This is a genomic window from Tessaracoccus flavescens, assembly GCF_001998865.1.
In the GTDB taxonomy this organism is placed as follows: Bacteria; Actinomycetota; Actinomycetes; order Propionibacteriales; family Propionibacteriaceae; genus Arachnia; species Arachnia flavescens.
In genome coordinates, this window is the sequence record NZ_CP019607.1 from 2,467,266 (window position 1) to 2,480,048 (window position 12,783).

Genomic DNA, 12,783 nt, shown 5'->3' on the forward strand with positions numbered 1-12,783 from the left:
GCCGACGCAGAGGAGCAACGAATGACGATCACCGTGTACACCAAGCCCTCGTGCGTGCAGTGCCGCGCCACCTACCGCGCTCTGGACTCCAAGGGCCTGAGCTACACCGTGCTGGACCTCACTGAGAATGACGCGGCGATGGATATGGTCAAGGCGCTTGGGCACCTGCAGGCGCCCGTCGTCATCACCGATGACGACCACTGGTCGGGCTTCCGCCCCGACAAGATCGCGGCGCTCGCTGCGCGCGCCGTGGCCTGACTCATCGGTCGTGTCCGCCAACGCCCCGGGGGTCCCGCAACTCGTCTACTTCTCCAGCGTCTCGGGCAACACCGCCCGGCTGGTCGAGAAGCTCGGGCTTCCGGCGCTGAGGATCCCGATCCTGGCGACCAAGCAGCCCTTGCGGGTCGACGTCCCGTTCGTGCTGGTGACGCCCACCTATGGCGGTGGTCAGGGTAGGGGCGAGGAGAAGGGGGCCGTCCCCAAGCAGGTCATCCGGTTCCTGAACGACGAGCGAAACCGGAGCAGCATCCGAGGTGTCATCTCGGCAGGCAACACCAACTTCGGTGAGGCGTTCTGCGTCGCTGGAGACATCATCAGTCGCAAGTGTCAGGTGCCGCACCTGTACCGCGTGGAACTCTTCGGCACGCCCGAGGACATCAGGTCGATTCGTGAGGGATTGGAACAGTGGTGGAGACAGCAGTGACCGAGGCTGGGTTCAAGACCGATCCGGCGTACGCGGGGATGGACTTCCACGCGCTGAACGCCATGCTCAACCTGTACGACGCCGACGGCAGGATCCAGTTCGACGCGGACAAGAGGGCTGCGCGGGAGTACTTCCTGCAGCACGTCAACCAGAACACGGTGTTCTTCCACTCCCTGCGTGAGCGCATCGACTACCTGGTCGAGAAGGGTTACTACGAGGCCGAGGTCGTCAATGCCTACCCCTTCGCCTTCGTGGAGGAGCTGACCGACCGTGCGTATGCGGCGAAGTTCCGCTTCGAGACCTTCCTGGGCGCCTTCAAGTACTACACGAGCTACACCCTGAAGACGTTCGACGGGACCCGCTACCTGGAGCGGTTCGAGGACCGGGTCGTCATGACCGCCCTGACCCTGGCAGCCGGCGACGAGGACCTCGCCCGACACATCGTCAACGAGGTCATCTCCGGACGCTTCCAGCCCGCCACCCCCACGTTCCTCAACGCTGGGAAGGCCCAGCGCGGGGAACTCGTCTCCTGCTTCCTGCTGCGCATCGAGGACGACATGGAGTCGATCGGTCGCGCCATCAACTCGGCGCTGCAGCTGAGTAAGCGTGGCGGAGGCGTCGCCCTCCTGCTGAGCAACATCCGCGAGGTGGGTGCCCCCATCAAGCAGATCCAGAACCAGTCCTCGGGCGTCATCCCCGTGATGAAGCTCCTCGAAGACAGCTTCAGCTACGCCAACCAGCTGGGGGCCAGGCAGGGAGCGGGAGCCGTGTACCTGTCGGCCCACCACCCCGACATCATGCGGTTCCTCGACACCAAGCGTGAGAATGCGGACGAGAAGATCCGCATCAAGACGCTGTCGCTCGGCGTCGTCATCCCCGACATCACCTTCGAGCTGGCGAAGAACGGTGAGGACATGTACCTGTTCTCGCCCTACGACGTGGAGCGACTCTACGGGGTGCCGTTCGCCGACATCTCCGTCACGGAGAAGTACCGCGAGATGGTCGACGACCCGCGCATCCACAAGACCAAGATCAATGCCCGCAAGTTCTTCCAGACGCTCGCCGAGATCCAGTTCGAATCCGGCTATCCGTATGTCGTGTTCGAGGACACGGTCAATGCGGCCAACCCCATCAAGGGCCGGATCAACATGTCGAACCTGTGCTCCGAGATCCTCCAGGTCAACACGCCCTCGGCGCTGAACGACGATCTGTCCTACGAGGTCATCGGCAAGGACATCTCCTGCAACCTGGGATCGCTCAACATCGCGCTCGCCATGGATTCGCCCGATCTGGGTGCCACCATCGAGACGGCCATCAGGGCCCTGACCGCGGTGAGTGATCAGAGCCACATCGGATCCGTCCCGTCCGTCGCCGCCGGCAACGACCGCTCACATGCCATCGGCCTCGGGCAGATGAATCTCCACGGTTACCTGGCGCGTGAACGGGTGCACTACGGCTCCGAGGAGGGTATCGATTTCACCAACATCTACTTCCTCACTGTGCTGTTCCATGCGCTCAGCGCGTCGAACCGCATCGCCATCGAGCGGGGCGTGACGTTCGAAGGTTTCGCCGACTCGAAGTACGCGTCCGGGGAGTTCTTCGACAAGTACCTCGATCGGGACTGGGAGCCGCAGACGCAGCGGGTGCGTGAGCTGTTCGAGGGCCACCACATCCCCACCCGAGATGACTGGGCCGAGCTGAAGGCGTCCATCCAGGCGCATGGCATCTACAACCAGAACCTGCAGGCCGTTCCGCCGACCGGCTCGATCTCCTACATCAACAACTCCACCAGCTCGATCCACCCGATCGCAGCCAAGATCGAGATCCGCAAGGAGGGCAAGCTCGGGCGCGTCTACTACCCGGCTCCCTTCATGGACAACGACAACCTGGAGTTCTACAAGGACGCCTACGAGATCGGGTACGAGCGGGTCATCGACACCTATGCCGCCGCGACCCAGCACGTCGACCAGGGCCTGTCCCTGACGCTGTTCTTCACCGATGCCGCGACCACCCGCGACATCAACAAGGCCCAGATCTACGCTTGGCGCAAGGGCATCAAGACCATCTACTACATCCGGCTTCGGCAGCAGGCCCTTGAGGGCACTGAGGTCGAGGGCTGCGTCAGCTGCACGCTGTGACGGGGGAGAGCACCATGAACAATCACCTAGCGCATGTCCAGGCGATCAATTGGAATCGGATTCCCGATGACAAGGATCTCGAGGTCTGGAACCGGCTCGTCAACAACTTCTGGCTGCCCGAGAAGGTGCCGCTCAGCAACGACATCCAGTCATGGCAGAGCCTCTCCCATGAGGAGCAAGAGCTGACGATGCGGGTCTTCACCGGTCTCACGCTGCTCGACACCATCCAGGGCACCGTCGGCGCCGTTTCCCTGATCCCGGACGCGCTCACGCCCCATGAGGAGGCGGTTTACACCAACATCGCATTCATGGAGTCCGTCCACGCGAAGAGCTACTCCTCCATCTTCTCCACGCTCTGCTCGACCCAGGAGATTGATGACGCCTTCCGCTGGTCCGTCGAGAACGAGAACCTGCAGCGCAAGGCCAGCATCGTCCTGTCCTACTACGAGGGCGACGAGCCGCTCAAGCGCAAGGTCGCCTCGACCCTGCTGGAGTCGTTCCTGTTCTACTCAGGCTTCTACCTGCCGATGCACTGGTCCAGCAGGGCCAAGCTGACCAACACCGCTGACCTGATCCGACTGATCATCCGCGACGAGGCGGTGCACGGTTACTACATCGGGTACAAGTTCCAGAAGGGCCTCGAGCGCGTCGACGCTGCCAAGCGTGAGGAGATCAAGGACTACACCTTCTCGCTGCTGTTCGAGCTCTACGAGAACGAGGTGCAGTACACCCAGGACCTGTACGACGCAGTCGGGCTGACCGAGGATGTGAAGAAGTTCCTTCACTACAACGCCAACAAGGCCCTGATGAACCTCGGATACGAATCGATGTTCCCGGCCGCGGTGACGGACGTCAACCCTGCGATCCTGGCTGCGCTTTCGCCGAACGCCGACGAGAACCACGACTTCTTCAGCGGTTCGGGGTCGTCGTACGTGATCGGCAAGGCTGTGGCCACGGAAGACGACGACTGGGACTTCTAGTCGACCATGCGGGGGATACCCGGGGCGGGGCTCGGACACCGACATCCAGTCGGATGAGGCGTTGCCTGACGGGATCTGAGCTTCGAGAAGCCCGGTCCTGATCGCCCTGGGCCCTGATGCGGACGGAGTCCACCGAAGCCGATCAGGTGCGGGAGGCGGCAGGTATCGTGGGTGACAACGCCCAAGGTAGGAGGCACGCCATGTCATCCGAGCAGACGGGACCTGAGGTCAACGAGGCAGACCTCGCCGAGCAGCGCGCCGGGATCGACAGCAATGAGGAGCGGGAGCCCGCTGATGGCAGCGCGCCGCCTCTGGTTGACGAGGCGGACTGGCTCGAACAACAGATCGATGCGCCGCTTGAGGACGACGGACCAGAGCGTTGACGCAGACATCCCCCGACTCCGGAAGAGGGGCGGTCGGGCCGCAGGTCGCGATGCCACGCCAGGCAGTCGGGACACCGTTCCCGCTGGAGTCTTGTGCTCTCGAGCGGGGGTGGCGCGTGGCCCTGATGGATGCCATCGATGACGCCGTGGTCATTCTCGATGATCGGGGAACGGTGCTGGCCATGAACACCGCGTTCGCCGAGCTCACCGGCTTCAGTCTCGACAGCGGCCCCCATGTGCCGCCCTACCCCTGGTGACCGACCGCCTGCGAGGACCCGCGGGCCCACACCGACCTCGATCACAAGCTCGCTGCGGTACTGGAAGGCGAGCCGACCGTCCACGAGTTCCAGCTCTACCGACCAGACCGCTCCCGACGGTGGGTCGAGTCGAATGGGACATGCATCGATCATGGCTCCGGTGTGGTCACGCATCTGCGGATCCTGCGCGACATCTCCACCGGACAATCGGCCCATGGTCGGCGTGCAGCCGCTGCCGAGGTCAGTCGAGATTTCGCCACGGCGCAGGACATGGGCGATCTGATCAGCCTCGCAGAGCACGGCTTTGGCCTCCTGTTCGACGGTGAATGCACCATCCGTCTCAGTGACGGCACCGACCTGCACTGGTTCAACGCGCTCGATGTCGTCGAGCCCTCGGGGCTGTCCGCTGCGGTCCTCCACGGTCTCGACGGCAGGGTCAGCGCCGACTCCGCCAGCCTGCGCCCCGGCATCCTGCTCATCCCACCGCCTTCCGATATCGAGGCGAGGGCCTGGGTGCAGTTTCCGCGCCCACGGAGGATCAGCGTTGAGGAGATGATCGCCGCGGACGTGATGGCGGCTGCCTTCGCTGCGGGGCTTCAGCGGATGTCGGCTGCCCATGAGGCGGCGGGCAGGGAGGCCGACCTGAGACGCGCCGTCGAGAGCCACCGTCAGATCGGCCAGGCGACGGGGATCCTCGTCGAGCGGCATCGGTTCTCGACAGTTGAGGCATTCAACGAGCTTCGCCGAGCGAGCCAGGACCGCAACGTGAAGCTGCGCGATCTCGCGGCCAGGATCATCGAGACGGGTCTCGAACCGGGTGAGGCGTGACCGGTCGTAGCCTGGCACCCTTTCGGCTACGCTGCCTGCCCCTCAGGCTCATGGAGCCGTGACCGGAGCAGCCTGAGGACTCGACGCAGCTGCCGTGAGACCTGCATCTGCGAGACTCCCAGACGTGAGGCTATCTGGGTCTGGGAGAGGGACTCAACGAACCGCAGCCGGATCAGCAGACGGTCCTGAGCCGGCAGGCTCTGCACCGCACGATCGAGCCAGATCCGGTCGATGAGGTGATCGACGACGTCTTCAGCCGGGAGGGTCTCGATGAGACGCACAGAGGAGTCGGGATGCGTCGCACTATCCAGCGAGATGGGGTGGAAGCCGGTGGGCGCGCCCATGCACGCCGTCACCCGCCCCACTTCCACTCCGAGGTGGCGGGCAATCTCGGCGAGCGTAGGAGGATGCCCCAGCTCCTGCTCCAGCACCCTGCGGGAATCGACCACCCGGGGATGCAGCTCCTGGATCGAGCGGGGTGGGCGGACGATCCAGCACTGGTCCCGGAAATGGCGCTTGAGCTCGCCGGATATCGTGGGCACTGCGAAGGATGCGAAGGCTGGGCCCCTTCCGGGGCGGTACCGCCGGATCACCAGCAGTAGCCCGACCCTGGCGACCTGAATGAGGTCATCACGGTCATTACCGCGGCCGAAGAATCGGCTTGCGACGGCGGTGCAGAGCGGAAGGTTGAGCTGGGCGATCTCCCGGGTGAGGAGTTCGCGTTCGCTCTGCGCCCTGGTTACCAGGAGCTCCTGGAACAGGGTGTGCGTGCGGCTCTCTCGCGCTTGATGTGGGGTTGCTGCGGTTTGGGCACGTGGCATGGCAAACCTTCCGGACAGGTTCGCAAGTTAGGCACGTGGTTTGACCCCTTGACGCGTCCAACGATGCCACGGCACCGGTGCAGATGTGGCAACCGGAGGCATGTAGATCAGAACACCGGCCTACCGCCCGTGACGCCAAGGACAGTGCCAGAGACGTAGGACGCTTCGAGGTCGGAGGCGAGGAACACGAAGGCTCCGGCCAACTCCGCGGGCTGGCCCGGCCGGCCCAGCGGCGTGTCCTCACCGAAACCCGGGATGGTTGATGGTTCGCGGGTGGCTGGTTGTAGCGGTGTCCAGATGGGGCCGGGGGCAACCGCGTTCACCCGGATTCCACGTGGCCCGAGCTCGGCGGCGAGGTTGACCGTGAAGTTGTTGATCGCCGCCTTGGTGGCTGCGAGTCGATCAGCGGGACCGAAGGGTCGTAGGCCTGGATCGAGCTGACGTTGATGATGCTGGATCCCTCGCCCATGGCGCCAAGCGCCTGCTGGGTGACCCAGAACAGGGCGTAGAGGTTGGTCTTGAAGACCCGGTCCATCTCGTCGGTGGTCAGATCCTCGAGCCCGTTCTCTCGCCTGGCCCATTGATGCATTGTTGACGAGGATGTCCAGCCCGCCGAGCTGTGCGACGGCGTCATCGACGGCCCCGCGCGCCGTCTTCTCGTCGGTCAGGTCGCCCGGCAACAGAATGCACCGCCGGCCCGCCTTCTCAACCCATGCTGCGACATCGTCCGCATCGCTCTGTTCCTGCGGGAGATAGCTGATGGCCACGTCGCAGCCTTCGCGCGCGAAGGCGATTGCGACGGCCCTGCCGATACCCGAGTCACCGCCCGTGATCAGCGCCGTGCGCCCCTTCAGCCGGTCGCGCCCCGTCCAGGTCTCCTCGCCATGGTCCGGAACCGGCGTCATGTCGGTCGTGAGACCCGGCGGCTGCTGCTCCTGTTCGGGGAGGCCTCCGTCCCTTGTCGCCTTGTCCTGTGCTGTCTCCTTGGGCCCATGAGGTGTGTTCGTGTTCATGTCCCTCCCTTACCCAACGGTGCCGCGAGTGACACACATGGGCAGTGGGCCTTCTGTCGGCGGTCGCCCGTCTGGATGTCCCAGCGGTGGCCTTGTGGCGACGGGTTGCTTCTGACACGGTGTCAGCATGTGTGCTGGTCGCATGGAGAGTCGAAGTGGAGACGAGCTGCTGCGGATCGGGGTCTTCTCAAACCTGAGCAGGATCAGCGTGAGGATGCTGAGGCATTATCAGGACAACGGGATCCTCGAACCCGACTCGGTCGACCCGTACACAGGTCACCGCTACTACCGGGCGGAGCAGCTTGTCACCGCCCACTGGGTGGTGGCGATGAGGGATGCGGGCCTTCCGGTGGCAGACATCGCTCAGGCACTGATCCACCGCGACAATCCTGAACGCCTCAGAGAGCTGTTGACCCACCAGCGAAGGCGGATCGCCGCCGAACGCGAACGGGTCGTCAACTTGGAGAACGCGTTCGACCGCATCAACACCTATCTTCAGGAGTCCCCGATGGACATCAACGTCCGCACCGAAACCCTATCCGCACACACCGTTGCCGCCATCCGTCGCATCATCCCCACCTATTCCGACGAGGGAGCGTTGTGGTCCGAGCTCTCGAACCTGCTGCCGGTCAGCACCGCTGTACCATCGCCTCATGGCCTGGGCGGGGCCACGTTCTACGACGCGGAGTTCCGCGAGGCTGACGTCGATGTGGAGGTGTGGCTCCAGGTCGAGGCCCCCTTTGTCGCCGTCGCGCCGCTCGCGTGTCAGGTGCCCGCGGTCGATGTGGTGATGGCCACCCTCAAGGGCGGCTACGAAGGCTTGCCCGAGGTCACCGCTGCCATCGGCGCCTACATCGCGGCCAACGGGCTGGAGACGGGAACGATGTCCAACATCTACCGCGTAAGCCCGGCGCAGAATCCGGACCCCGCCACCTGGGTGACCGAGGTGTGCTTCCCGATCCACAGCTGAGCCGCGTTCCCGACCCCGGATGTGAAAGGACGCGCCGACCGGCCAGGTCGGCGCGTCCGGTCAGGAGAGGTCTCAGGCCAGATCGCCCTTGACGACGTCCGACTCCTGGTCGTCCTTCTTGGCGCCCGAGAACCGGTCGATCAGGTTCGACAGGTCGAAACCGGTGGTGTCCTTCAGGAGCTGGATGGTCTGCAACACGTTGTCGTTGACCTGACGCGGGAGAGTCGACGCGCCGTCCGAGGAGATCACGGTCAGCTTGTCGATGCTGCTCATTGGCGCAGCGATCCTGCCTGCCATCTCCGGGAGCACCTCGATGAGCATCTGCAGCACAGCGGCATCGTTGTAGTGCGCGAATGCCTCGGCCCGCTTGTCCATCGCCTCCGCCTCGGCCTGGCCGACCGCGAGGACCGCGGCGGCCTTGGCCTCACCCTCAGCCCTGACGGCCTCCGCCTCCGCGATACGGCGGGCCTTTTCTGCCTCGCCCCGCTTGGCGCCCTCGATGGCCTCCGCCTCTGCGAGCGCCGATCGCCTCGACTTTTCGCCGACACCCGTGAGGCGGGCCTTCTCAGCGTCCGCCTCCGCGTTGGCGATGCTGGCCGCCTTGCGTGCCTCGGCCTCGAAGATGGCAGCGTTGCGCTGAGCCTCTGCTGCCGTCTCCACCCGGTACCGCTCGGCGTCTGCCGGTCGACGCACCTCGGTGTCGAGCTGGCGCTCCTTCAGGGCGGCCTGCGCGACGGCAACCTTCTCTTGCTCCTGCAGGATGGCCTGGTCCCGATCAGCCTGGGCGAGGGGCCCTGCGGCCGCGGCCGTGGCGCGGGCTGCGTCGGTCTCCGACTGGATCTCTGCCTGCTTCAGCACCAACTCGCGCTGCGAGATGGCGATCTGCTGCTCGGCGGCGATCGTCGCCTGCTCGGCCTCACGGCGGGCCTCGGCCTCTGCAACCGCTGCCATGCGGCCGAGCTTGGCCGACTCCGGCCGACCGAGGTCGCTCAGGTAGGAGCCGTCGTCGGTGATGTCCTGGATCTGGAAGGTGTCCAGTACAAGGCCCTGGCCTGTCAATGACGACTCCGACTCGTCGGTGACCCGCTGCGCGAAGGCGGCGCGGTCACGGATGATCTGCTCGACCGTCAGCGAGCCGACGATCGAACGCAGCGAGCCCGCCAGGGTCTCCTGGGTGAACGTCTCGATCTCGTCCTGCTGGGAGAGGAAGCGTTGCGCGGCCGCGCGGATCGAGTCCTCGTTGCCGCCGACCTTGACGATGGCGACGCCGTCGACGTTGAGCTTGATGCCCTGGCCGGACACGGCGTTGCGGATGGTGACCATGATGCGGCGCGACGACAGGTCGAGCACGTGCAGGCGCTGGATGAACGGGACGACGAACACGCCGCCGCCCATCACGACCTTCTGGCCGCTGAGGTCGGTGGAGACGAGACCCGTCTCCGGGTTGCGCACCTCCTTGCCCTTACGGCCGGTGATGATGAACGCCTCGCTTGGCTTGGCGACCTTGTAGCGGCTCGCGATCAGCAGACCCACGAGCAGGAGGAGGACCACCAACCCGATGATGGCGATCGCGATGGGACTCAGTGTTGGCATGGCAGCCTTTCTTTCTGGCGGTTCGGTGCGCTGGTGGATCAGGCGGTGAGTTCTGGGGTGGTGGGGGTGACCTCTACGGCGGTGGGGGAGAGGATCGCTGAGACCCAGACCTCCTGGCCCGGCAGGACGGGCTCGGTGGCCTTTGCGCTCAACTTGCGGACGTGGCCCCCGGCCGAGATGCGGATCTCTCCGTAGCCGCCCTCGGGGATCGCGGTGATCACCTGGCCGGAGTGGCCGATCATCGAATCGGAGCGGAAGCTGGCCGCGTCCTCACCGGACTTCAGTGCCCTGGTCAGCGAGATCGCTCCCCACGCTGCGAGCGCTCCGACCACGAGTCCGACGATGACGGCGACGAGCATGTTGTCGATCAGGGCGAGCCCGATGGCGCCGCCGAAGCCGAAGGCGCCGACGAAGGCGGCGAGGCTGGAGATGGAGAAGAGGTCGCCACCGAGGACATCGAGATGCAGCAGTCCGTCGAGGAGGTCACCGACGACGAGCGTGACGAGCACCAGCGCCACGCCAATGGCCCCGATGGTGAGAAAAGTCGTCACTGTGCCCCTCGTTTGCTCTCTTCCACAGGGTAGCGGGCGTCCCGTCCACTGGGATCAGACCCCGGTCCCGGGTTGTCTGCCTGGACATGGCGACGGCCACGGGGGCATCGCGCCACCCGTGGCCATCGCCGTCGAAGAGGTCAGTTCTCAGACAGGTTCTCGTCCTCGGAGGCGACCTCGCCCTTGACCGTGTCCGGCTCGATCTCTCGGCTGGCCTGCGTGTGTTGCACGGAGATCTTCCGCGGCTTCGACTCCTCGGCCACCGGGATGGTGAGCGTCAGTACGCCGTCGGAGTAGTCGGCGGCGATTTGCGCCGAGTCGACGCCGCGGCCCAGCGAGAGCTGGCGGGCCACAGTGCCGTTCGCGCGCTCGCGGACGAGCCACTGCTCGGCCTCGCCCGCGCGGCTGGTGCGCTCGGCGCGGACGGTCAGCGTCCGGTCGTCGATGTCGATGTCGATGGACGAGGGGTCGACACCCGGCAGGTCGAACTCGGCCACGAAATTGTCGCCGCTGCGGTAGAGGTCCATCGCCAGGCCCGGCTGGGACGCCGTCCGGGCGACCTCATCGAAGAGACGGTCCATGTCGCGGAAGGGATCGAAGGTGCGTGCCATTTGGGAACTCCTCTCGTTGAAATGGCGGGTTGAGTGTTCTGGGCTCAACTTTAGGACGTATTCCTTGAACCGTCAAGCCCAAGTTGAGTTGAGTTCGCTCAAGGTTGAAAACCGGCCCTGGTGTCCTTGACCGCCCCGTGAAAAAGTGTCGATATCACTTTGATATCGACTACTTGAAAGGCGACACCATGAGCAACCCGCTCGTCCCCGCTCCCTCCACCGATCCCGACGGCGACTCCGTCGGTGGTCACCCCGCCGGCCGCCCGGTCGGGCGCGAGGGGACCCGAGTCGACATCCAGGAGAAGAAGGCCTGGTACATCGACGGCCTGCTCGCGTTCGCCGTCGCCGTCGTCCTCCTCGGCGTTGCCGTCTCGCAGGTCGTGCCGGCCACCATCCAGCTCGACGCCGGCACCGGCGGTGGCCCGCAGTTGGTGCTGGCCATGCTCCTGTTCATCCTCGCGATGGTCGTCTTCTCCAGCCTCACCATCGTCAGCCCCGGCGACACGAAGGTGGTCCAGTTCTTCGGCCGCTACATCGGCACCATCCGCCGCTCCGGCGTGCTGATGACAGTGCCGTTCACCACGAAGAAGAAGGTCTCGGTCAAGGTCCGCAACTTCGAGACCAACGAGCTCAAGGTCAACGACGCCGACGGCAACCCCGTCACCATCGCCGCCATCGTGGTGTGGCAGGTGGCCGACACCGCCAAGTCCGTGTTCGCCGTCGAGAAGTACGATGAGTTCGTCGCCGTCCAGGCCGAGTCGGCGCTGCGCCACGTCGCCACCACCCACCCCTACGACTACGCCGGCCCGGGGGAGGAGAGCCTCCGCGGCTCCACAGAGCTCGTCGCCAAGGAACTGTCCGAGGAAGTGGCCGCGCGCATCGCGATGGCCGGCCTCGAGGTGGTGGAGACCCGCATCTCGTCGCTCGCCTACGCCCCCGAGATCGCCCAAGCGATGCTGCAGCGCCAGCAGGCGTCGGCCATCATCGCGGCCCGCGAGAAGATCGTCGAGGGCGCCGTGTCGATGGTGGAGACCGCTCTGGAGCGGCTCGAGTCCAACAACGTCGTCTCCCGGGACGACAAACGCAAGGCCGCCATGGTGTCCAACCTGCTCGTGGTGCTCACCGGTGACTCTCGCGTCACCCCCGTCGTCAACGCGGGCACACTCTACAACTGATGATAATCGTGGCGACGGCGGAGGTCCTGTGATGGCGGAGCGCAAGAGCGTCCTGCTCCGCCTGGACCCCGCCGTGCACGACGCCCTCGCCCGATGGGCGGCCGACGACATGCGCTCCGTCAACGCGCAGATGGAGGTACTCCTCCGAGACGCCCTCAAGCGCGCCGGGCGGATGCCCAAGGCCGCCGGAGACCTGCTGGTGAGGGGCCGTCCGCCGAGGTCATGCTCCGACGGCGACGCCGTCGGCTAAGCGGCGCCGTCGGCCGATCGCCAGCAGCCCGCCGATCAGCGCGACGGCGCCCCCCGCGGCGAGCAGCCAGACGTACTCGAGGAAGCCGCCGACGAACACGCCGTAGTAGCCCATGGCGACGACGTGGTCGATGTAGGCTCGCCACTCCTCGTCGACCCTGGCCAGGGCCTCCTCATCGACGTAGGGCGCCTCGGGGAGCAGCACCTGTTCGAGCGCGCCCGAGGTGTGCTGGTAGTCCGTCTGTGCCTCGTAGGCGGCGAGGTCCGCCACCCCGCCGACGGCGCCCGTCTCGACGAAGCGGTGCTCGAGTGCCGGGGTCTCGCCCAGCCCGGCGATGGTGTCGGGAACCACCTCGTCGACGGCGCTGGCCTGCTCCGCCGGGACCTCCTTGTCCCTGCACTCGATGGCGAGAAAGCCCGTCAACGCCTGGCTGATGAGGAACCCCAGCACGAGGGACAGGTCGAGGACGACGATGGACCCGGCTGCGTGGCGGCGAATGGCCACACTCTG

The 12,783-nt window shown here is 65.6% G+C and carries 17 protein-coding genes and 1 pseudogene; 10 read left to right on the top strand and 8 right to left on the bottom strand.

Annotated elements, in window-relative coordinates:
* The first annotated feature begins 21 nt into the window (after positions 1-21).
* The 7 genes from nrdH (at position 22) to BW733_RS11790 (ending at position 5,289) form a co-directional block, all read left to right on the top strand.
* Complete coding sequence (gene nrdH, locus BW733_RS11760) at positions 22-258, top strand: glutaredoxin-like protein NrdH (protein ID WP_077350699.1); 237 nt, start codon at positions 22-24, stop codon at positions 256-258.
* A gap of 10 nt (positions 259-268) precedes the next feature.
* The gene (nrdI, locus tag BW733_RS11765) at positions 269-703 is read left to right on the top strand and encodes a class Ib ribonucleoside-diphosphate reductase assembly flavoprotein NrdI (RefSeq protein ID WP_237268175.1); all 435 of its coding nucleotides are present in this window, start codon (positions 269-271) and stop codon (positions 701-703) included.
* On the top strand, positions 688-2,841 hold the full coding sequence (gene nrdE / locus BW733_RS11770) for a class 1b ribonucleoside-diphosphate reductase subunit alpha (protein ID WP_237268176.1): 2,154 nt from the start codon (positions 688-690) through the stop codon (positions 2,839-2,841). The genes nrdI and nrdE overlap by 16 nt, the downstream gene beginning before the upstream one ends.
* A 14-nt stretch (positions 2,842-2,855) precedes the next feature.
* On the top strand, positions 2,856-3,821 hold the full coding sequence (nrdF, locus tag BW733_RS11775; protein WP_077352946.1) for a class 1b ribonucleoside-diphosphate reductase subunit beta: 966 nt from the start codon (positions 2,856-2,858) through the stop codon (positions 3,819-3,821).
* 200 nt (positions 3,822-4,021) lie between these two features.
* Positions 4,022-4,204 (top strand): Rv3202a family protein, encoded by a 183-nt coding sequence (locus BW733_RS11780; RefSeq protein ID WP_077350703.1) that lies wholly within the window; start codon positions 4,022-4,024, stop codon positions 4,202-4,204.
* 125 nt (positions 4,205-4,329) lie between these two features.
* Positions 4,330-4,461, top strand: a complete 132-nt coding sequence (locus BW733_RS18300) for a PAS domain-containing protein (RefSeq protein ID WP_161490219.1) — start codon at positions 4,330-4,332, stop codon at positions 4,459-4,461.
* Positions 4,462-4,623: 162 nt separating this feature from the next.
* Positions 4,624-5,289: an ANTAR domain-containing protein gene (locus BW733_RS11790; protein ID WP_202970192.1), complete on the top strand. Its 666-nt coding sequence runs from the start codon at positions 4,624-4,626 to the stop codon at positions 5,287-5,289.
* Between the two features lie 26 nt (positions 5,290-5,315).
* Here BW733_RS11790 and BW733_RS11795 read toward each other — a convergent pair whose 3' ends face one another.
* From BW733_RS11795 to BW733_RS19660, 4 genes and pseudogenes are all read right to left on the bottom strand, one after another.
* Positions 5,316-6,110, bottom strand: coding sequence for a sigma-70 family RNA polymerase sigma factor (locus BW733_RS11795; protein WP_077350707.1), 795 nt, complete (start codon positions 6,108-6,110; stop codon positions 5,316-5,318).
* 107 nt (positions 6,111-6,217) lie between these two features.
* Positions 6,218-6,487 (bottom strand): SDR family oxidoreductase, encoded by a 270-nt coding sequence (locus BW733_RS19730; RefSeq protein ID WP_250638012.1) that lies wholly within the window; start codon positions 6,485-6,487, stop codon positions 6,218-6,220.
* Entirely contained in the window at positions 6,430-6,699 is a 270-nt protein-coding gene (locus BW733_RS19735; RefSeq protein WP_250638006.1) for an SDR family oxidoreductase, read from the bottom strand. Before BW733_RS19735 ends, BW733_RS19730 begins: the two co-directional genes overlap by 58 nt.
* A 31-nt stretch (positions 6,700-6,730) precedes the next feature.
* Positions 6,731-7,123 (bottom strand): annotated as a pseudogene (locus BW733_RS19660) (SDR family NAD(P)-dependent oxidoreductase); the annotation flags it as partial.
* A 142-nt stretch (positions 7,124-7,265) separates the two neighbouring features.
* On the opposite strand from BW733_RS19660, the gene BW733_RS11805 reads away from it, so the two are divergent.
* A complete protein-coding gene (locus BW733_RS11805) occupies positions 7,266-8,093 on the top strand; it encodes a MerR family transcriptional regulator (protein ID WP_077350709.1) in 828 nt (275 codons plus the stop codon).
* A gap of 72 nt (positions 8,094-8,165) precedes the next feature.
* Here BW733_RS11805 and BW733_RS11810 read toward each other — a convergent pair whose 3' ends face one another.
* The 3 genes from BW733_RS11810 to BW733_RS11820 form a co-directional block, all read right to left on the bottom strand.
* Entirely contained in the window at positions 8,166-9,686 is a 1,521-nt protein-coding gene (locus tag BW733_RS11810) for a flotillin family protein (RefSeq protein ID WP_077350711.1), read from the bottom strand.
* 38 nt (positions 9,687-9,724) lie between these two features.
* The gene (locus BW733_RS11815; RefSeq protein ID WP_077350713.1) at positions 9,725-10,237 is read right to left on the bottom strand and encodes an NfeD family protein; all 513 of its coding nucleotides are present in this window, start codon (positions 10,235-10,237) and stop codon (positions 9,725-9,727) included.
* A 140-nt stretch (positions 10,238-10,377) separates the two neighbouring features.
* Positions 10,378-10,848 (bottom strand): Hsp20/alpha crystallin family protein, encoded by a 471-nt coding sequence (locus BW733_RS11820; protein WP_077350715.1) that lies wholly within the window; start codon positions 10,846-10,848, stop codon positions 10,378-10,380.
* A 188-nt stretch (positions 10,849-11,036) separates the two neighbouring features.
* Between BW733_RS11820 and BW733_RS11825 the strand changes: the two genes are divergently transcribed.
* Both BW733_RS11825 and BW733_RS11830 read left to right on the top strand, forming a co-directional pair.
* A complete protein-coding gene (locus BW733_RS11825; protein ID WP_077350717.1) occupies positions 11,037-12,023 on the top strand; it encodes an SPFH domain-containing protein in 987 nt (328 codons plus the stop codon).
* Between the two features lie 31 nt (positions 12,024-12,054).
* Positions 12,055-12,273 (top strand): type II toxin-antitoxin system antitoxin, encoded by a 219-nt coding sequence (locus BW733_RS11830; RefSeq protein ID WP_077350719.1) that lies wholly within the window; start codon positions 12,055-12,057, stop codon positions 12,271-12,273.
* On the opposite strand, the gene BW733_RS11835 is transcribed toward BW733_RS11830, so the two are convergent.
* The gene (locus tag BW733_RS11835) at positions 12,244-12,777 is read right to left on the bottom strand and encodes a hypothetical protein (RefSeq protein WP_077350721.1); all 534 of its coding nucleotides are present in this window, start codon (positions 12,775-12,777) and stop codon (positions 12,244-12,246) included. The genes BW733_RS11830 and BW733_RS11835 overlap by 30 nt on opposite strands.
* Between the last annotated feature and the right edge of the window lie 6 nt (positions 12,778-12,783).